Annotated in this window: 12 protein-coding genes and 2 pseudogenes; 5 read left to right on the forward strand and 9 right to left on the reverse strand. The window is 69.7% G+C overall.

What is annotated here, in order from left to right; all coding sequences use genetic code 11:
• Both VE172_RS20815 and cysC read right to left on the reverse strand, forming a co-directional pair.
• A pseudogene (locus VE172_RS20815) lies at positions 1–1,096 on the reverse strand (hypothetical protein); the annotation flags it as partial.
• A 118-nt stretch (positions 1,097–1,214) separates the two neighbouring features.
• Complete coding sequence (gene cysC, locus VE172_RS20820) at positions 1,215–2,756, reverse strand: adenylyl-sulfate kinase (RefSeq protein WP_349258481.1); 1,542 nt, start codon at positions 2,754–2,756, stop codon at positions 1,215–1,217.
• 184 nt (positions 2,757–2,940) lie between these two features.
• On the opposite strand from cysC, the gene ppc reads away from it, so the two are divergent.
• Positions 2,941–5,679: a phosphoenolpyruvate carboxylase gene (gene ppc, locus VE172_RS20825; RefSeq protein ID WP_324803913.1), complete on the forward strand. Its 2,739-nt coding sequence runs from the start codon at positions 2,941–2,943 to the stop codon at positions 5,677–5,679.
• A 6-nt stretch (positions 5,680–5,685) separates the two neighbouring features.
• On the opposite strand, the gene VE172_RS20830 is transcribed toward ppc, so the two are convergent.
• From VE172_RS20830 to VE172_RS20840, 3 genes are all read right to left on the reverse strand, one after another.
• The gene (locus tag VE172_RS20830; RefSeq protein WP_324803914.1) at positions 5,686–6,801 is read right to left on the reverse strand and encodes a hypothetical protein; all 1,116 of its coding nucleotides are present in this window, start codon (positions 6,799–6,801) and stop codon (positions 5,686–5,688) included.
• On the reverse strand, positions 6,798–7,319 hold the full coding sequence (locus VE172_RS20835) for a SigE family RNA polymerase sigma factor (protein WP_324803915.1): 522 nt from the start codon (positions 7,317–7,319) through the stop codon (positions 6,798–6,800). Before VE172_RS20835 ends, VE172_RS20830 begins: the two co-directional genes overlap by 4 nt.
• 64 nt (positions 7,320–7,383) lie before the next feature.
• A complete protein-coding gene (locus tag VE172_RS20840) occupies positions 7,384–8,490 on the reverse strand; it encodes a hypothetical protein (protein ID WP_324803916.1) in 1,107 nt (368 codons plus the stop codon).
• 184 nt (positions 8,491–8,674) lie between these two features.
• Here VE172_RS20840 and VE172_RS20845 point away from each other — a divergent pair, with 184 nt between their 5' ends.
• From VE172_RS20845 to VE172_RS20860, 4 genes are all read left to right on the forward strand, one after another.
• A complete protein-coding gene (locus VE172_RS20845) occupies positions 8,675–9,484 on the forward strand; it encodes a metal-dependent hydrolase (protein ID WP_414715136.1) in 810 nt (269 codons plus the stop codon).
• A gap of 137 nt (positions 9,485–9,621) precedes the next feature.
• Positions 9,622–13,254: a transcription-repair coupling factor gene (mfd, locus tag VE172_RS20850; RefSeq protein ID WP_324803918.1), complete on the forward strand. Its 3,633-nt coding sequence runs from the start codon at positions 9,622–9,624 to the stop codon at positions 13,252–13,254.
• 53 nt (positions 13,255–13,307) lie between these two features.
• Entirely contained in the window at positions 13,308–14,027 is a 720-nt protein-coding gene (locus VE172_RS20855; protein WP_324803919.1) for a hypothetical protein, read from the forward strand.
• Positions 14,027–15,001, forward strand: a complete 975-nt coding sequence (locus VE172_RS20860) for a nucleoside triphosphate pyrophosphohydrolase (RefSeq protein ID WP_324803920.1) — start codon at positions 14,027–14,029, stop codon at positions 14,999–15,001. Before VE172_RS20855 ends, VE172_RS20860 begins: the two co-directional genes overlap by 1 nt.
• A gap of 13 nt (positions 15,002–15,014) precedes the next feature.
• On the opposite strand, the gene VE172_RS20865 is transcribed toward VE172_RS20860, so the two are convergent.
• The 4 genes and pseudogenes from VE172_RS20865 to VE172_RS20880 all read right to left on the reverse strand — a co-directional run.
• Complete coding sequence (locus tag VE172_RS20865) at positions 15,015–16,055, reverse strand: hypothetical protein (RefSeq protein WP_324803921.1); 1,041 nt, start codon at positions 16,053–16,055, stop codon at positions 15,015–15,017.
• Positions 16,052–16,429: a hypothetical protein gene (locus VE172_RS20870; protein ID WP_324803922.1), complete on the reverse strand. Its 378-nt coding sequence runs from the start codon at positions 16,427–16,429 to the stop codon at positions 16,052–16,054. The genes VE172_RS20865 and VE172_RS20870 overlap by 4 nt, the downstream gene beginning before the upstream one ends.
• A gap of 58 nt (positions 16,430–16,487) precedes the next feature.
• A complete protein-coding gene (locus VE172_RS20875) occupies positions 16,488–17,033 on the reverse strand; it encodes a hypothetical protein (protein ID WP_324803923.1) in 546 nt (181 codons plus the stop codon).
• 40 nt (positions 17,034–17,073) lie between these two features.
• A pseudogene (locus VE172_RS20880) lies at positions 17,074–18,897 on the reverse strand (hypothetical protein); the annotation flags it as partial.

Genomic DNA, 18,897 nt, shown 5'->3' on the forward strand with positions numbered 1-18,897 from the left:
ACAGTCCCGCCGCCGCCAGTGTGGCGGCGGCCAGGCCGAGCCCGCCGGTCACCCACAGTGGATCGGGCAGGTACAGCGCGAGCATCAGCGCCGCGACGCCGACGGTCCAGGCGATCGAGGGGCGCAGCCAGTCCCGCCGCCGGATTCCCGGCGCGGCGGTCGCCGCGACGAGCAGCCCGACGGGGACCCACACCACCGCGGGTCGGCCCGCGGACGCGAAGTCCGCGCGCAGGGCGTCCAGCACGGGCGGCAGCGCCGACACCGCCACGGCGCCGACACCGACCAGGTTGGACACCGCGGCGATGCCGCGCCCGGGGCATCCCGAGGGGACCGTCCCGGTGAGTGGGTCGTACGGCAGCCGTGCCGCGACGGCGCGCAGCACGCCGATGGTGGCGGCGGCGGCCACGAGCCCGCCGACGAGGCCGGCGGAACCGTGGGCGACCATCGTGGCGGTCGCGAGGGTGGCCGCGACGAGGGTCAGCGCGCCGCCGACCAGGCGGGATGGTCTGGCGTACAGGGGAAAGGCGAGGAGCACCGCGACGATGACGGCCCCCGGGAGCAGCGACTCCCCGAACAGGGCGGCGGCGGCGATCCAGGCGCTGGCCAACACCCCGGCCAGCGCCAGCTGGACGGCGTTGGCGGTGACGATGGCCAGCGCCACCGTCCCCAGTGTCCACGCCAGCAGCAGGTGTGGAACGAAACCGGTCAGCCCCAACAGGTACGCCCAGGAGCTGACCGTGAGCCCCCATCCGATCCCGGCCCAGAACCCCAGGCCGCGGGCGGCCAGGACCCTCGCGGCGCGCAGGTTGACCGCCGCCGCGAGCATCAGGGCGATCGTGACGGCGCTGAAGACGCCGGCGAACCAGGCGGGCGGGATGGCGAAGAAGACCACCGACAGCGCGCTGGCCACGCCGATCACCACCGCCGTCACTCCGGAGTGGACCAGGACGACGCGGCGGCGCTGGTCGGGCCGGGCCTCGCCGGCGCCGCGACGGACCGGCCCGCCCCGCGCCGCTCCGGACACAAGGGACAAACCCGCGCCGATCGTTCGGGCACTGATGCCGCGGTAGGCGCGCACAAGCTGATCGGAGGTCATCGTCGCCTTCCAGAATCCTTGGGGGACACGGATAGTTGCCGTGCCCATCCTTGTCGGAAGGCCAATCGCCCAACGGTGCCGTTAGGAATTCGTAATGGGTTGCGACCGCGGCGGGTGTTCAGCCCTGCCCGATCCGCAGACCCGGGGTCTCCAGCCAGCCGCCGTCGGTGAGGTAGTCCAGCACCGACTGCACGGTCTCGTCCACGGTGATCTCCGAGGTGTCGACGGTCAGGTCGGCGTCGGTGGGCACCTCGTACGGGTCGGACACCCCCGTGAAGCCCTGGATGGTTCCGGCGCGGGCCTTGGCGTACAGGCCCTTGCGGTCGCGCTCCTCGCACACCTCCAGGGGTGTGGCCACGTGCACCAGCACGAAGTCGGCGCCCGCCTCGGCGGCCATCCGGCGGGCGGCGGCGCGTCCGGACGCGTACGGCGCGATCGGGCAGCACAGCGCCACGCCGTGGTGGTGGGCCACCTCGGCGGCCACGAAGCCGATCCGCCGGATGTTGAGTTCGCGGTCTTCGGTGCTGAAGCCGAGCTTGGCGGACAACAGCCGCCGCACCACGTCGCCGTCGAAGAGGGACACGGTGCGCTCGCCGGTCTCCAGCAGCGCGTCGTAGACGCCGCGGGCGACGGTGGACTTGCCGGAGCCCGACAGCCCGGTCATGAACACCACGACGCCGCGGTGGCGGCGGGGTGGGCGGGCGCGGCGCAGCTCGGCGGCCACGGCGGGCGGGGTGTGCCAGTCGGGCAGGCCGAAGCCGCGGTCCAGCATGTCCAGCACCTCGGCGGAGGTCATGGGCTGGCGGCGGAACGGCGGCTCCACGTCGTCCACGGCCCGCCACTGTCCATCCCGGACGTCGTAGCAGAGCTGGCGGGGCAGCATGACGCGAATCCCCGAGCCGCCGGCGAAGTTGCGCCCCATGGACAGCAGGTGGGTGGCGCCGTAGGCCGCGGCGACCCGGGCCGACAGCAGGCCGTCGCGCACCTCGTCGCCCCGATTGGACAGCGGCACGGCCACGATCGTGGAGCGCGGGAGCCGGTCGCGGGCGGCCAGGATGCTGCGCACCAGGGCGGCCGGGGGCAGCCCGTCGGGGCCGAGCCCGGCCACGGGCACCAGGATGAGTACGTGGGCGGCCAGGGTGTGGGCGGCGCGCGAGATCTCCGCCAACTGTGGACGGTGCAGGGGACGGTCGGCGATGACGCCGAGCACCCGGGAGGTGGTCAGCGACTCGCGGGTCTGGGCCGGGGTGGCGCGCAGCCGCAGGAACGGGCCGTGCCGCACCTCCCCGATGCGTCGCACCTGCCCGGCCACCCGGACGTTGCCGTCGCGGGCGGGGGTCAGCTCGACGGCGTCGACGGCGGCCACGGGCGCGCCCTCGGGGTCGGTGAGCACCACGACCCGCTTCAGCGGGGCCGAGATGTCGAGCCCGTCCACCACCGATTCGGGGACGTCCAATGTGACCGGTGTCGGCCAGGAGGTGCCGTCGGTGAGCCGCCCGGTCGCCACCACGCTTTCGACGTCGTCGCGCCCGAGAAAGCGATGCAGCGGCGCGTAGGCGCCCGACAGCAGCAGTTCGAGATCGGCGAGTTCGTGGGGCCGGGGCGTATACGAGGGGGCATCGGCCAGCACCTCATCCGGCAGGACCCAATCGGACACCACACCACTCCCCTTCCAGCCGCGTCACGCGTGTATGACAGTTTCGCAGGCGACCCGCCCACCATACGAGCCCGGTTGATGCATAGAGCGTATGCCGCCACGCTTCGCCGCGAAGATCCGTCAGATACGCTGAGCAACCGTATGGACAGCGCCGTCCCTCGTATCCGAGCTTCGGGAGAGTGACACGGTGGACGCACCTGATCGGGACAACGACGACGCGCGGCTGCGCGCGGACATTCGGCGGCTCAGCACCCTGTTGGGGGAAGGGCTGGTGCGCCAGGAGGGCCGCGGCCTGCTGCGTCTGGTGGAGGACATCCGCCAGGGCGTGCGCTCCGACGCCGACGCGGCGGCGAAGCGGCTGGCTGAACTCGACACCGGCACCGGGATGAACCTGGCGCGGGCCTTCGCCTTCTACTTTCACCTGGCCAACATCGCCGAGCAGGTGCACCGGGCGCGCGAGCTGCGGGCGAGGCGCGCCCGCGACGGCGGCTGGCTGCGGGCGGCGGCGCGGGAGATCCAGGCGGAGAACATTCCGCCCGCGCAGGTGGCGCGGCTGGCCGAGCGGCTGGAGGTGCGGCCGGTGTTCACCGCGCACCCCACCGAGGCGGCGCGGCGGTCCATTCTGGTGAAGCTGCGACAGATCGCCGACGAGCTGGACGCCGAGGCCGCCGGGGAGGCGCTGGCGGGCGCGGCCGACACCGCCGCCACCGACAACCGGTTGTCGCAGCTGATCGACATGATGTGGCTGACCGACGAGGTGCGGGCCGAGCGGCCCGATCCGACCGACGAGGCCCGCAACGCCGTGTACTACCTGGCCGACCTGTACGCCAACACGATGCCAGATGTGTTGCGGGGCCTGTCTTCGACGCTGTCCGAGCTGGGCGCCGAGCCCTCGCGCACGGACACGCCGCTGCGCTTCGGCACCTGGATCGGCGGCGACCGGGACGGCAACCCGTTCGTCACCCCCGAGGTGACGGCGCGGGTGCTGACCCTGCAGCACGAGCACGGCATCCGGGCCGCCGAGGGCGCGGTGGACGCCCTGATCTCGGAGCTGTCGGTGTCGCAGCGGCTGCGGCCGGCCACCGGCGACCTGATGGGCTCGCTGGCGGCGGACCTGGCCGCGCTTCCCGAACTGCCCGAACGGTTCCGGCGCATCAACGCCTCCGAGCCGTATCGGCTGAAGGCCCGCTGCATCAAGGCGAAGCTGGAGGCGACCCGCACGCGGCACGCCGACGGCACCGCGCACGTGCCGGGCCGCGACTACATGGACGGCCGACAGCTGCTGGCCGATCTGACGGTGCTGCACGAGTCGCTGGCGGCGTCCACGGGCGTGCTGGCCGCCGAGGGCAGGCTGACCGACGCGATTCGCACGGTGGCCGCCTTCGGCCTCCATCTGGCCACGATGGACATTCGCGAGCACGCCGAGCGGCATCACGCCGCCCTCGCCGAGCTGTTCGACCGGCTCGGCGAGCTGGACGTGCCGTACCTGGAGCTGGATCGCGACGCGCGCACCGCGCTTCTGGCAAGGGAACTGGCCTCGCGGCGCCCGCTGGCGCCGGTGGAGGTGTCGCTGTCGGCCGAGGCCCGCAAGACCCTGGACGTGTTCACATGCGTCGCCGCGACCCGCGACCAGTTCGGGCCCGCGGTGGTCGAGTCGTACATCATCTCCATGACCCGCGGCGCCGACGACGTGCTGGCCGCGGCGGTCCTGGCCCGCGAGGCGGGCCTGGTGGACGTGCAGGCGGGGCGCGCCGACATCGGGATCGTCCCCCTGCTGGAGGGGGTGGCCGAGCTGGCCGACGGACCCCGGATGCTGGACGAGCTCTTGCGGCTGCCCGAGTATCGCACCATCGTGGACGCCAGCGGCGGCACCCAGGAGGTGATGCTCGGGTATTCCGACTCCAACAAGGAATCGGGCATCGCCGCCAGCCAGTGGGCGATCCAGTCGGCGCAAAGGGAACTGCGCGATGTGGCCGCGCGACACGGCGTGCGGCTGCGGCTCTTCCACGGCCGCGGCGGCACGGTGGGGCGCGGCGGCGGGCCCACCCACGAGGCGATCCTGGCCCAGCCTTCGGGCACATTGGACGGGTCGATCAAGGTCACCGAGCAGGGAGAGGTGTTGTCCGACAAGTACATCCTGCCCTCGCTGGCGCGGGAGAACCTGGAGCTCACCACCGCGGCGGTGCTCAAGGCCAGCCTGCTGCACGCCAAGCCCCGCCACCCCCAGGACGTCCTCGACACCTGGTACTCCACGATGGACAAGGTGGCGGACGCGGCCCGCACCGAGTACCGCGGCCTCATCGACCGCGAGGGCCTGGCCGAGTACTTCTGGGCGGTGTCCCCGACGGAACTGTTGGGCGCCTTGAACATCGGCTCGCGGCCCTCGAAGCGCCCCGACACCGCCGCAGGCCTGGACGGCCTGCGCGCCATCCCCTGGGTGTTCGGGTGGACGCAGTCGCGCCAGATCGTGCCGGGCTGGTACGGCGTCGGCAGCGGGCTGCGGGCGGCCCGCGAGGCGGGCGCCGAGGACATCCTGCACACCATGCACGAGCGCTGGCAGTTCTTCTCCACGTTCCTGTCCAATGTCGAGATGACCCTGGTCAAGACCGACATGGACATCGCGGGCCATTACGTGGAGGCGTTGGTGCCCGGCCACTTGCGTCCGCTGTTCGACGTGATTCGCGCCGAACACGACCGCACGGTCGAGGAGGTGCTGCGGTTCACGGGCGGAACCCGCCTGCTGGCCAACAACCCCCAGCTGGCCCGCACCCTTTCGGTGCGCGACCGCTACCTGGCGCCGCTGCATCACCTGCAGATCGCGCTGTTGCGCCGCTACCGCGACACCGAGGACACCGATCCGCAGCTGACTCGGGCGCTGCTGACCACCGTCAACGGCATCGCGGCGGGGATGCGCAACACGGGATAGCGGGGGTTATCGGCCTGGCTGGAATCCGACCAGGCCGTACTTGTCGGACCCCGACGGCGGAACCGCGGTGCCGACGACCTTCCCCGTGTCGCAACGGGAAACCTGGATCTCCTTGGGCTCGCCGCTGTCGTCGCCGACCAGTGTCACGCACTTGTCGGTGCCCTGGATGAAGGCGTTCATCCACTGACCCGTGTCTCGGTAACCGTGGAGGTGCTCGTCGAACGTGGCCACCTCTTCGCAGGTGTTGTCGTTCTTGTCGACCTCGCCCTTGGCGTCGGTCTGGACGCACAGCCGCTTGCCGTCGGTGGAGGCCGCGGCGATGTGGGTCGCGTATCCGTCGCCGTCGGCGAGCTTGCCGCCAAGGACCTTGGGCTGGGACTTCTCGCCCGCGCCGACGCTGACGATCTCGGTCCCCTTACCCGCCAAGCGAAGCCCGATCAGGCGTTCGGTGTTGTCCTTGCCTCGCACCACCTGAACGTCCCACAGGCCCGACGCGTCGTAGGTCGGCGTGAAGTCGCCACTGCCGAGGTCCACGAAGCCGAAGCGGTGGTCGCCGATGCCGTTGTCGACCCACAGGCTCCCCGAGTCGGGAGACCAGGCGGGGATCGTTTCGGGGAGGCTGTTGTCCCCCATCGGGACCTTGGTGATGCCCAGCTTGCCGCTGGGAATGTCGATCTCCTTGCCGCTGTCCAGATTCACGATGTGGACGGCGTCGTCACCCCCGACGTAGCTGTACATCGTCCCGTTGGGAGACACCCGACCGCTGTTGACGTAGTAGCTCTGTTTCAGGTGAATCGTCCTCGGTTCCTCACCGGGGTGCCAGGTCACCAGCTTGAGGTGGTGGGTCGGAGTGTTTCCGTCGGCGTCCCAGTCGCCCTCAGGCGCCTCGAACAGGTAGCGGCCGCCCTTGGCGTCTCCCGCCGCGGGACTGCCGTTGAACGCGCTCGGCAGGACCACCGATCCGACGGTGATGCCCATGGCCACCGCCAGCACAGCGACGCCCGCGACCACGGTGCGCATCACCCGCAGCCGACGTGCCGTGCCGCGCGCGCGATCCGTGAGGTCCACTACGGACACATTATCGGCCAGCGAGTCCATGTCGGACTTGAAGGGGAGGTTCATGCCAGGCTCCATTCCTGTGTCTGGAAGTCGTCGGGAAGCTCGGCGCGCATCCGCAGCAGCGCCTTGGCGGTCTGGCTCTTCACCGTTCCGACGGTGCAGCCCAGGATCCGTGCGGTGTCGTTGACGCCGCGGTCTTCGAAGAAGCGCAGCACCAGCACGGCGCGTTGCCGTTTGGTGAGGCGTTGCAGCGCTTGATGAAGCGCGATCTGGCGAGCTATGTCCTCGCTGGCGTCGGCCTGGGTGTCGGGCCGATCCACCAGTTGCAGGACGGCGCGCTCCCGCGCCCGTCGCCTCCACCAACCGACCTGGAGGTGGTACATCACCTTGCGGGTGTACGCCTCGGCGTTTTCTGTGCGCTGCAGGCGTTTCCACGCCAGCAGCGTCTTCGCCAACGCCGTCTGCACCAGGTCCTCTGCCAGGTGTTGGTCGCCCGTCAACAGGAACGCCGACCTCAGCAGCGCGGGAGTGCGTGCGCGAGCGAACTCGTCGAACTCCCTGTCGGGTGGTTCGTGAGCCATGACAACTCCATTCGTTTGTGTGTTCCCTAGAGGTTCCGGGACACGAACGGGTTGCCGTTTCGGCTCAGAAACTGATGTCGATCTCGCCGGTCTTGGGCGCCTTGTCCCACGAGCACGTGCCGGTGCGGTCGCTCCAGATCGCCTTGAGGCTGCCGCCCGGGGTGATCTTCAGGGTGGTCTTGGTGGTGTTGTCGGGGACCTGGAACAACAGGGTCGCGTTGTCGGGGTTGAACTTCACGTCCTGCGACTCGTTGATGGGCTGCTGCTTCTTGTCGGCGGTGAAGGTGGTGTCGGCCTCGGTCTTGGCCTTGTGTCCGCCGCTGGGCTTCAGGGAGAAGGTCTTGGACGCCTTGAGCTTCCAGGTCATGATCGGCTCGTTGGTGTGCTCCTTGAAGCCCCACACCGAGTCCGTGGTCATGTCGCTGATCGGGACGCTCACCCACACGTCGCCCTCTTCGGCCCACTTCTCGTCGGCGTTCCACGGGGACTTGGTGGCCTTGCCCACGGTCATGCTGACGTGGAGGGTGCGGGTCTCGGGCTCGAATTCGGTGCCGCCCGACGACTTCGCCTTGCCCGTGGCCTTGCCGCTGGCGTCGTAGTCCTGCGGGTCGTTGGAGTCGGGTTGCCCCGCGTAGAAGCCCGCGATCTGGGAGTCGCGCTTGCCGTCGCGCAGGTTGATGGTCTGGGTGCGTCCCTCGTCGGTGGCCTTGAGCACCACGTCCGCCTTGGTGGGAACCACCGCCGCGATCGCCTCTCCGGCGCTGGGCAGCCGCTTCAGCTTGCGGTCCTTGCCGTCCACCGACAGCACCGCCGTGGCGCCGCTCTTCACGTCGGTCGAGGCGTCCATGATGGCCAGAAAGAACTGGGTTCCCTTGGCGGCCTTGATGGGACCGGAGTCAAAGCCGTACAGCTTCGCCTGCTTGTCGCTCACCTTCGTGGTGGTGGTGTAGCCGGCGACGGCCAGCGAGAAGTGCGGCCCGATCAGGCGACCGGTCTTGGCGTCGTCGTCGGCGAGCACGGTCGTGGCGGGCTTGACGTTCTTCGCCGCGGTGATGGCCACGTGGTCGGTGGGGCCGGTGAGGCCCGCCGACTGCGAGGTGCAGGCCGCGGCCGTCACGAGAACCAATGCCAGGACGGGAACAATCGCGCGTCGAATCAGGGACGTGGACATGGGCACCAACATATACGGACTTCGGGCTTTGGTGAATGGCTGGTTATCCGACCTGGCGCCATCTGTACGGGTGAGTTCGCTCAGAGTGCTTGTGGCCCTGGCATATCCCGCAATCGCCTCATATGACACTCTAGTCACTTATCCCCCGTCCATTTCAGATAAACCATTGAGGAGAATTCCAATGGTGATGGGCCCCACCCATGCGGTTTCCGGGACCGCGGCCTGGCTGGCCGCCTCCGCGGTCGCCGAGACGGCCTTCGATTACCACCAGTCCTCCGCCGCGATCGCCGTGGGCGCCATCGCCTGCACCGGCGCGGCCCTACTGCCCGATTTGGATACCTCGGGTGCCGTTTTGAAGAACAAGGGAGGCGCCACGGTTGCCCGTACCTTCGGCGTCGTCTCGCTGTTCGTCGCCGAGTGCGTGGAGAAATTCTCGCTGGGCGTCTACAAAGTCACGCGAAGCAAAAAAGACGGCAAGCGACATAACGGCCATCGCACATTCACACATACCTGGATATTTGCCGCTTTGCTCGGGACCGGAACCGGTTTTCTCGCGGGGCATTTCGGGAAACCGGCGGTCATCTCGATTCTGTTCATCCTCACCGGCTTGGCGATTCGCGGATTGATGAACGACTGGGCGAAGAAGCAGGGCTGGTGGATCGTCACGCTGCTGTCCCTGGGCTGCGCCTTCGGTCTGTATCAGCTCCTGCCCCCGGGCAAGTCCTATGTGACCATCGGGGCGGCGGTCGGCATCGGCTGCGTCGTGCATACCTTCGGGGACATGATCACTCGGGCGGGCTGCCCGGTGCTGTGGCCGTTGCCCATCAAGAAGGAACGCTGGTTCGAGATCGGGCTGCCGGACTCCATCGCCATCAGGGCGGGCAGCAAGATCGAGCAGAAGTTCCTGATCCCGCTGTTCTTCACCGTCGCGGTGGCGGCGATCTTCTTTCTGATGCCCGAGGCGCGCGGCATGGTTGCCGCCTGGGTGAGTTGAGACACCCCGCTCCTTACCTCCGCCGACAGCGGTGGAGGTAAGGAGGCGTCGGTGCCGGCGAGTAGAGTCGTTGATCGGCGCAGGATTCCGCCCGCGCATGTCCGTTATGTCGCTTTTAATGGCTTATGGGGTTTTTCATGGCGTCCCAATTGTCCGGCCTGTTGACCGCCGCCCTGGACGAACCGGGGCTGTCGCGGGTGCGCGCGCTCGCCGACAGCGGCGGCGCGGACGCCCGCACCGTCGACATCACCGCCCCGGCCGCGGCGCGGCCCTTCATCGCCGCGGCCATCGCCCGCGCCGGCGGCACCGTCCTGGTCGTCACCGCCACCAGCCGTGAGGGCGAGGAGCTGGCCGAGTCTGTGGCCGGGCTGGTCGACCCCGACCGGGTGGCCTTCTACCCGGCGTGGGAAACCCTGCCGCACGAACGGCTCTCGCCGCGAAGCGACACCGTGGGGCGCCGCCTGGCGGTGCTGCATCGCCTGGCGCACCCCGGAGACAGCCCGCTGCGCGTCGTGGTGGCGCCGGTGCGCAGCATGCTGCAACCCCAGCTGAAGGGCCTTGGCGACCTGGAGCCGATCCGGCTGCGGATCGGCGGCACCGCCGACCTGTCCGAAGTGGTGCGACGGCTCGCCGACCTGGCTTACACCCGCGTCGACCTGGTGGAGAAGCGCGGCGAGTTCGCGGTGCGCGGCGGCATCCTGGACATCTTCCCGCCCACCATGGAGCACCCGCTGCGGGTGGAGTTCTTCGGCGACGAGGTCGACTCGATCCGGTACTTCTCCGTGGCCGACCAGCGCTCGCTGGACAAGGCCCGCGAGGTGTTCGCGCCGCCGTGCCGCGAGCTGCTGCTCACCGACGACGTGCGAGCCCGCGCCGCCGAGCTGGGCGCCGCGCACCCGGGCCTGGCCGAGATGTGCGAGCAGCTGTCGCAGGGGATTCCCGTGGAGGGCATGGAATCCCTGTCGCCGGTGCTGCTGGGCGCCGACCAGCTGGAGCTTCTCGTGGAGACGCTGCCGCGCGGCAGCTTCATCGTCCAATGTGACCCCGAACGGATTCGTTCCCGCGCCCACGATCTCGTGGCCACCAGCCAGGAGTTCCTCCAGGCCAGCTGGGCCGCGGCGGCCACCGGCGGGGAGGCCCCCATCGACCTGGGCGCCGCCGCCTTCCGCTCGCTTTCCGAGGTGCACGCCGCCGCGTCCGATCACGACTGTCCCTGGTGGTCGGTCGGCCCGTTCGGGGTGGCCGAGGACATCAGCGAGGCCGAGCGCGCCGAACGCGAGCGCGCCGCCGAGCTGGCCGAGATCACCGGCGAGGGCCTCGACGCGCTCAACATCGCCGACGGCGACACGGTCACGGTGAGCGCGACCCCGGCCAACCTGTACCACGGCAACTCCGCGACCCTCGTCAACGACATTCGACAGTGGACGTCCGACGGCTGGCGAGTGTGCCTGGTGTTCGCCGGGCACGGCCCCGCGCAGCGCGCCGTCGAGCAGCTGTCCGACGCCGGAATCGGTGCCTCCCTTACCGAGGCGGTCACCGAGCTGCGCGGCGGGCACGTCACGGTGACCGTCGGCGGGCTGGCGCACGGCCTGGTCGACGCCGCCGCCCGGCTCGCGATCCTGTCGGGCGACGACATCTCGGGCGGCAAGGGCGCCACCACCCGCGACATGCGCAAGCTGCCGTCGCGGCGGCGCGGCGGGGTCAACCCGCTGGAGCTGTCCAGTGGGGACTTCGTGGTGCACGAGCAGCACGGCGTGGGCCGCTACATCGAACTGGTGCGCCGCACCGTCAACGGCGCCGAGCGCGAGTACCTGGTGATCGAGTACGCCGCGTCCAAGCGCGGCCAGCCCGGCGACCGCCTGTTCGTCCCCACCGACGCCCTCGACCAGCTGACCCGCTACGTCGGCGGCGAGATGCCCACCGTCCACAAGCTGGGCGGCTCGGACTGGAAGAAGGCGAAGTCGCGGGCTCGCAAGGCGGTGCGCGAGATCGCCGCCGAGCTGATCAAGCTGTACGCCGCACGCCAGGCCACCGAGGGCCACGCCTTCGGCCCCGACACCCCGTGGCAGCGCGAGCTGGAGGACGCCTTCCCGTATCAGGAGACGCCCGACCAGGCCTCGGCCATCAACGACGTGAAGGCCGACATGTCGCAGCCCACCCCCATGGACCGCCTGATCTGCGGCGACGTCGGCTACGGCAAGACCGAGATCGCGGTGCGGGCGGCGTTCAAGGCCGTGGCCGACGGCAAGCAGGTGGCGATCCTGGTCCCGACGACGCTGCTGGCCAGCCAGCACCACAGCACCTTCACCGAGCGGATGGCGCAGTTCCCCGTGAAGGTCCGCCAGCTGTCGCGGTTCCAGACGCCCTCGGAGGCCGAACAGGTCCAGAAGGGACTGTCCTCGGGCGACGTGGACATCGTGGTGGGAACCCACCGCCTGTTGCAGGCCGAGACGCGGTTCAAGGACCTGGGTCTGATCATCGTGGACGAGGAGCAGCGCTTTGGCGTGGAGCACAAGGAACAGCTGAAGGCGCTGCGCGCCCACGTCGACGTGCTGGCCATGTCGGCCACCCCGATCCCCCGCACCCTGGAGATGGCGATCACGGGCATCCGCGAGATGTCCACCATCGCCACCCCGCCCGAGGAGCGGCACCCCGTGCTGACCTTCGTGGGCGCCTACGAGGACAAGCAGGTGGGTGCGGCGATCCGCCGCGAGCTGCTGCGCGACGGCCAGGTCTTCTACCTGCACAACAGGGTGGAGTCCATCGAGAAGGCCGCGCGGCACCTGCGCGAGGTGGTTCCCGAGGCCAGGGTCGTTGTGGCGCACGGGAAGATGGGCGAGAACCGCCTCGAGCAGATCATGCAGGACTTCTGGAACGGCGAGTTCGACGTCCTGGTGTCCACCACGATCATCGAGTCGGGCATCGACATCCCCAACGCCAACACCCTGATCGTGGAGCGCGCCGACCTGTTGGGACTGTCGCAATTGCACCAGATCCGCGGTCGCGTCGGACGGGCGCGGGAGCGCGCGTACGCGTACTTCATGTACCCGCCCGAGAAGCCGCTCACCGAGCACGCCCACGAGCGGCTGGCCACCATCGCGCAGCACACCGAGCTGGGCGCGGGCATGTACGTGGCCATGAAGGACCTGGAGATCCGCGGCGCGGGAAACCTGTTGGGGGGCGAGCAGTCGGGGCACATCGCGGGCGTCGGGTTCGACCTGTACGTCCGCATGGTGGGCGACGCGGTGCGCACCTTCAAGGGTGCCAAGGAGGAGATCCTCACCGAGGTGAAGATCGACCTGCCCGTGGACGCGCACATCCCCTACGACTACATCTCGGTGGAGCGGCTGCGCCTGGAGATGTACCGCAAGCTGGCCGAGGTGCGCGCCGACGCCGAACTGGACGAGGTGCGCGCCGAGATGATCGACCGCTACGGCGAGCTGCCCGCGGAGGTGGAGAACCTGGTGCACGTGGCCCGCTTCCGCCTGCTGGCCCGCGCCGCCGGACTGTCCGATGTGTCCCTCCAGGGCCGCCACATCCGCTTCTCCTCGGTCAACCTGCCCGACTCCAAGGAGCTGCGCCTCAAGCGCCACTACCCCGACGCGGTGTACAAGCGGGCCTCGGAGCTGATCTCGGTGCCGCGCCCGCAGACCCAGCGGGTCGGCGGCTCCCCTATGGAGGGGACGGCGCTGCTGAGGTGGTGCGCCGACCTCATCAACGACGTCACCGACGTGGACGCCAAGCGGCCAACTGCCGCCGCGTCCGTGTGAGCGATGCAATAAGCTCGCGTGGTTGTTGATCGCGCATCCGGAAGGACAACTCGATGAGACTGCGCTTCACCCGACGTTCCGTGGTCGCCGCGACCCTCGCGGTGGTGACGGTGGTGTCCATGGCGGCGTGTCGGGTGGAGCAGGGAGCGGCGGTGTTCGTCGGCGACTCGCGCATCACCGAGCAGCAGGTCGACCAGGTCGTCGACAGCGTCCCGGCCAGGATCCGCACCCGCCTGCACTACCTGGGCCGGATCACCGGCGACCAGTTGCCCGCCATCACCGCGGGCAAGCTGCGGGGTTACGTGGTCGACGCGCTCGCCACCATCGAGCTGGGCAAGCAGGTCGCCGCCGACACGGGCAAGGAGCCCGGCAACGGCACCGCCAAGGGCATCGAGGCGTTCTGGACCAGCGAGATCATCGGCATGGGCGCCAGCAGCAAGTTCGTCACCCTGCTGGACGAGGCCGAGTCGTACCGCGAGGTGCTGTTCGCCGGCTCCACCCCCGCCAAGCCCACCAGCGCCGACATCGACTCCATCGCCCGCCAGTTCACCCGCGCCAGGGGCCACAAGGCCGACGCCGGCCAGCGCAAGGAGTGGAAGCGGGAGCTCAGCTCCACCAACGGCCCCAAGCTGCTGGGCAACCTGCACCAGGTCGAGAAGTACATCTCCCAGTACGACGTGACCGCCAACCCGCGCTACGGCGAGTCCTACATCACCGTCGCCCGCGACTACGCGACCATGTCGCCCGCGATCGTGGCCTCGATCCCGAGCTGATGTCGACGCGCCTCGTCTGGCTGGTCACCTCCCCCCGTCTGCCCGCGGGGCTGCTGAGCGCTCCCGCGTGGGACGCGCTGCGCGCCGCCGAGCACGTCTACTCCGCCTCGGACACTCCACAGGTGAGCGCGATCCGTGCCGCCAATGTGGACGTCGCGCCGCTGGACCCGTCCGCCGCCGTCGACACGCTGCTGGACTCCGGCGGCGTGTGGATCGCCTCCGACGACGGCGACGCCGAGCTGTCGCGCCTGATCAGCGAACGGCTCGCCACCGATCCCTCGCGCGCGGAAATCGAACTGCTGCACGGGTCCTGGGACTCCCCGGGCGCGCGGCTCATGGACCTCGTCGCGGTCATCGATCGGCTTCGCTCGCCCGGCGGCTGCCCGTGGGACGCCGCCCAGACCCACGCCTCCCTGGCGCCGTTCCTGCTGGAGGAGGCGTACGAGACGGTCGACGCCATCGACTCGGGCGACCTCAAACACCTGCGCGAGGAGCTCGGCGACCTGCTGATGCAGCCCCTGCTGCACGCCCGCTTCGCCTCCGAGGACGCCGACGGATTCACCATCGACGACGTGGCGGGCGACGCGGTCGACAAGCTGATCCGACGCCACCCCCACGTCTTCGCCGACACCCAGGTATCCAGTGTGGAGGATCTGCACGACAACTGGGACGCCATCAAGCGCACCGAGAAACCCGAGCGGCGCTACGCCACCGACGGCGTCGTGGAGGCCCAGCCCGCCCTGTCGCTGGCGGCCAAGTACCTGTCGCGCATCGCCCGCGCGAATCTGGACGTCGCCGTCCCCGCGGCCCCCGAGGACCCGACGTCCTCCGCGGACGCCCTGGGCGAGGCACTGCTGTGGCTGGTCGCCCGCGCCCGCGAGGCCGACATCGACCCCGAGCTGGCGCTGCGCAGGGCGGCGCTGGCGTACGGGGCCCGGTCGCGGGCCGTCGAGGACGAGCGGAAGTCCGGCTGAGGGCGATCCGGGGCTACTGGTCCACGTGGTCGAATTTGTCGTGGCTCGGCTGGCCATCGGCAAGTTCGGACCGGAAGGACTGCAAATGCCAGGCCCGCGGTTTGCGGCCGTTGCCGCCCTTGGTGTCCTTGAGCCACGCGTCAACCTCGGTGATGGACTTGTCCAGCTTGTCGCTGAGCTTCTTCTCCTCGTCGGCGACGAGCTGATCCAGCTTGCTGAGCTCCTCGATCATCGAGTTGATGATGTCCGCTGAGGTGCTGCCCTGGATCGTCACCGGTTTCGTGGTCACATTGGACTGGTTGAGCTCCTCGTGGATCTTTATGGCCGCATCGGTGGTGGCCCTGGCGGCGCCGAGGATCCCCAGGCTCAACGGCAGCAGCGCGAGGCTGGCCCCGTCGGTCGGCAGCGCGGCGAAGACGCCCACGATGGCCAGCGCGGCGCCGATCACCGGCATCACCGCACCGCTGAGATCGGGGCCGGCGGCGCGGGCGATCCGCGCGTCCAGACTGGCCTTGGTGGCGGTGCCGATCGCCAGCGCCGCCTTGCGGGTCGCCAACACCAGGTTCCAATGGCCCAGGACGGCGGCCTGGAGTTCTCGCACGATGTGGGCCTGGTTGTAGGGCACGTCGTCCAGCGGCGAGATCAGGTTGTCGTTCAGTGCTTCGGCGTATTTGCCGTCCCAGTCGCCGAGGTCGAAGCGGCTCTGGATGTCGTCCTTGTAGCTGACCGCGTTGGTGGCGAAGCCGGACAACACCGACTGGAGGGCATTGTTCATGCCCTGGTAGGGCTTCTCGGAGATGTGGGCGTAGAACTCGTAGTAGCCGATGATCCAGTCGAACTCGGTGCCCAGCTGGGCGGACTGCTGCGATTGCACGTACTTGACCCGGTCACCCGAGGCACCGGCGAAATCCTTGTACCGATCGGCTCCGGAGTCCCCGTCCTTGTCGACATCACCGGCGTCGATCCACGCGCCGACGACCTCGAGCAGTCGCAGGTCGTTGGCGGACTCCCGAACCTTCTTGGCGATCTCGCGTACTTCTTCCTGGGTGGTCACGACGGGTGATTCCCTCCTCCGCCGGTGGGCGGTGTTGGTGGTGTCGGGGCTGGGACCTTGGGCGGGTCCGGCGGCGGGGTCGCCTTGTGGTCCTTGCCGAACTCGGTCTTGTTGTTCTCGTAGTCGATTTTTTCGGCGGTGTTGAGGTCGGTCTTGGCGAAGTCGTTGGCGGCGCCGACACAACCGGCACCGCTGTCGCGCAGGTTGATGCAGGTGGTGCGGGCGACGTTTTGAAGCTGGTCGCGTAGTTCGACGAATTTGGCTAGGACGGGACCCACTACTCCGGCAGGCCAGCCGGGGGTCTCGAACAGGTCGCTCTCGTGGGAACGGGTCTTGTCAACCTTCCCAGCGGCGTTGCCGAACAGGATGGCCATCGCGGGAAGTTCATACGCGCCCACCTCCCACAGGTTCTCGACATCTACCTGGGTTTTCTCAGACATGCTCGCCGCCTTTGTTCGGAGGGAAGGGAAGTGGGCCGTAGTAGCGCTCGTTGAGACGCAGAATCCGCCGGTTGCGGGACCGTCCCGCCGCCGCGATGGCCGATTGCAGTTCGCCGCGCAGTTGCGAACGGTTCAACCGCGCGATGGTGCCGGGCTCGATCCGGATCCGGATGTCCGCCATGCCGCGCCACTCGACCTCGACATACCCGACCGTCGAGGCGCCGACCACGGCCAATTCGGCCACCGCCCGTTGGAAGGCCAGCTGGCGTTTGGCGAAGTCGTTGCCGTCCCTTGCCAGTCGCAGCGGATCTTGACCGTCGAAGCGCCGTTCGTCGACGGACTCCTGATAGCCGATGACGACATCCTGCACGGCCGCGGCGGCCTGGGTGGCCAGTGAGGCCTCGGAGTGCCGGCGCCAGGCGTTAGGGGACAGGTTCACCTCGACGGGCCTGCCGTTCGACAATCGGGCTCGGACGGTGCCGTCGGGGGATGTGGCGGTGCAGCTGAGATCCCGCAGCGCGGTCGTGAACGTGCTCATGCCCGCGACGGTAGGCCGCGGCGGTTTGATCGCGGTTTGATCAGCGCAGCACCCGCGGCATCTCGGGGCGGTCGCTGGCGGTGATCTCGCGTCGTTCGGTCTCGGTGATGAGGCCGACCTTGGCGAGGATCTCGGCGGCGGCGCTCCAGTGGCGGGCGGCCTCGTCGCGGCGGTCGAGGTCGCACAGGCTGTCGCCCAGGCCCCACAACGCGTCCGCCTCGGGCAGCGCCCCGGCCAGGGCAGTCTGGCGGATGAGGATCAGCAGGTCCTCGAACGTGGACACCGCGGCGGCGCAGTCGCCGGACTCGCGCCGCAGGTAGGCGAGGTTGCTGATCGCGGAGATGCGGTTGCGGTAGTCACCATGCTGTTCGGCGAGGGTCGCGGCCCGCTCGAAGGCGGGGCCGGCCTCCGCCAGCCGCCGCGTCTGGACGTAAGCGAGGCCGAGTTTGATCCAGGTGAGGATCCGCTGGCGACCGACGGGCAGGCGTTCGCTCACGGCGAGGCTCTCGCGCAGGCACTCGATGGACTCCTCGAACCGTCTCAGGTTTCGCAGGGCGGTGCCCTGGAGATTGAGCGCCCAGGCCTGCCCGACGGCGTCCCCGAGCGATGTACAGGTTTCCCGGTATCCGGTGGCGTGCTCCAGTCCCGCGTCGAACAGGCCGAGGGACAGCTCGACCGTCGCCGAATCCCGCAGGATGTGGGCGCGATGGGGCCGCGAGTCGAGGCCCTCGACCGCCGGGATCGCGGTGCGGCACAGCGCGTACACCTGGTTCCAGTAGCCCTGCGAGTACAGGGTGGGAAGGGCCGCGACCACCAGTGCGACGGCGATGCGCGGGTGCCCGGCCGCCACGGCCTGCCGCGTGCCCGCCGCCAGGTTGGCCATTTCGCTTCGGCCCCAGGCGAAGGCCGCGTTGTCGTCGGCGATCGGGGCGCCGTCGTGCCGCAGTCGCAGCGGCTCCACGTCGCAGCGCAGCTCCGCGTCGATGTCGAAGGCGCGCAGCGCATTGCGGGCGGTGGCCAGGTAGGCGTGCAGGATGCGTTCGATCGTCCGGCGGCGCTCGGGCTCGGGTTCGTCGATCGCCGCGCGTTCCCGGCTGAACAGCCGCAGCAGGTCATGCATGGTGTGGCGGCCGGGCGCGGTCGGTTCGATCAGGTGCGCGGCGACGAGGCTCGCCAGCAGCGTTTCGGCGCGCTCGGGGGGCACGTCGGCCGCCGCGGCGGCGGTGACGGTGCTGAAATCGTCGCCCTCGTGCAGGCCCAGGCGGCGGAACAGCGCGGCGGCATCGGCGTCCAGGTTGTCGTAGCTGACCATGAAGGTGGATCGCACCGCCCGTTGGCCGTCGTCGAGGTGTTCCAGGCGCCGCGACTGGGGTCTCAACTGCTCGACCAGCTCCGGTACCTCCAGCCGAGGGTCGGTGTTGAGGCGGGCGGCGGCGACACAGATCGCCAGCGGCACCCGGCCGCACAGTTCGACCAGTTCGACGACGGCGGCGGATTCGGCGCGGCCGGTAAGTCGCTGGAACAGCCGCAGCGCGTCGGGCCGCGACAGCACGTCGAGCCGAAGGACGGCGGCGCCGTCCAACTGGGCGAGGGTGTTGCGGCTGGTGACGAGCACGCCGCAGTTCGCGCCTCCCGGCAGCAGCGGCGTGACCTGCGCGGCATCGGCGGCGTCGTCCAGCAGCAACAGCAACCGCCGGTCGGCGACGGCGGACCGGAACCGGGCGGCGAGTTCGTCGGGATCGGTCACCGAGGCGGGAAAGTCCACATTGAGTGATCGCAGCAGGCGGACGAGGGCTTCGGCGGTGCCGAGCCGGGCCACGCAGGGAGTGGCACCACGCAGATTGAGGTACAACTGACCGTCCGG

It is taken from the genome of Stackebrandtia sp., from assembly GCF_035643755.1.
Taxonomy (GTDB): domain Bacteria; phylum Actinomycetota; class Actinomycetes; order Mycobacteriales; family Micromonosporaceae; genus Stackebrandtia.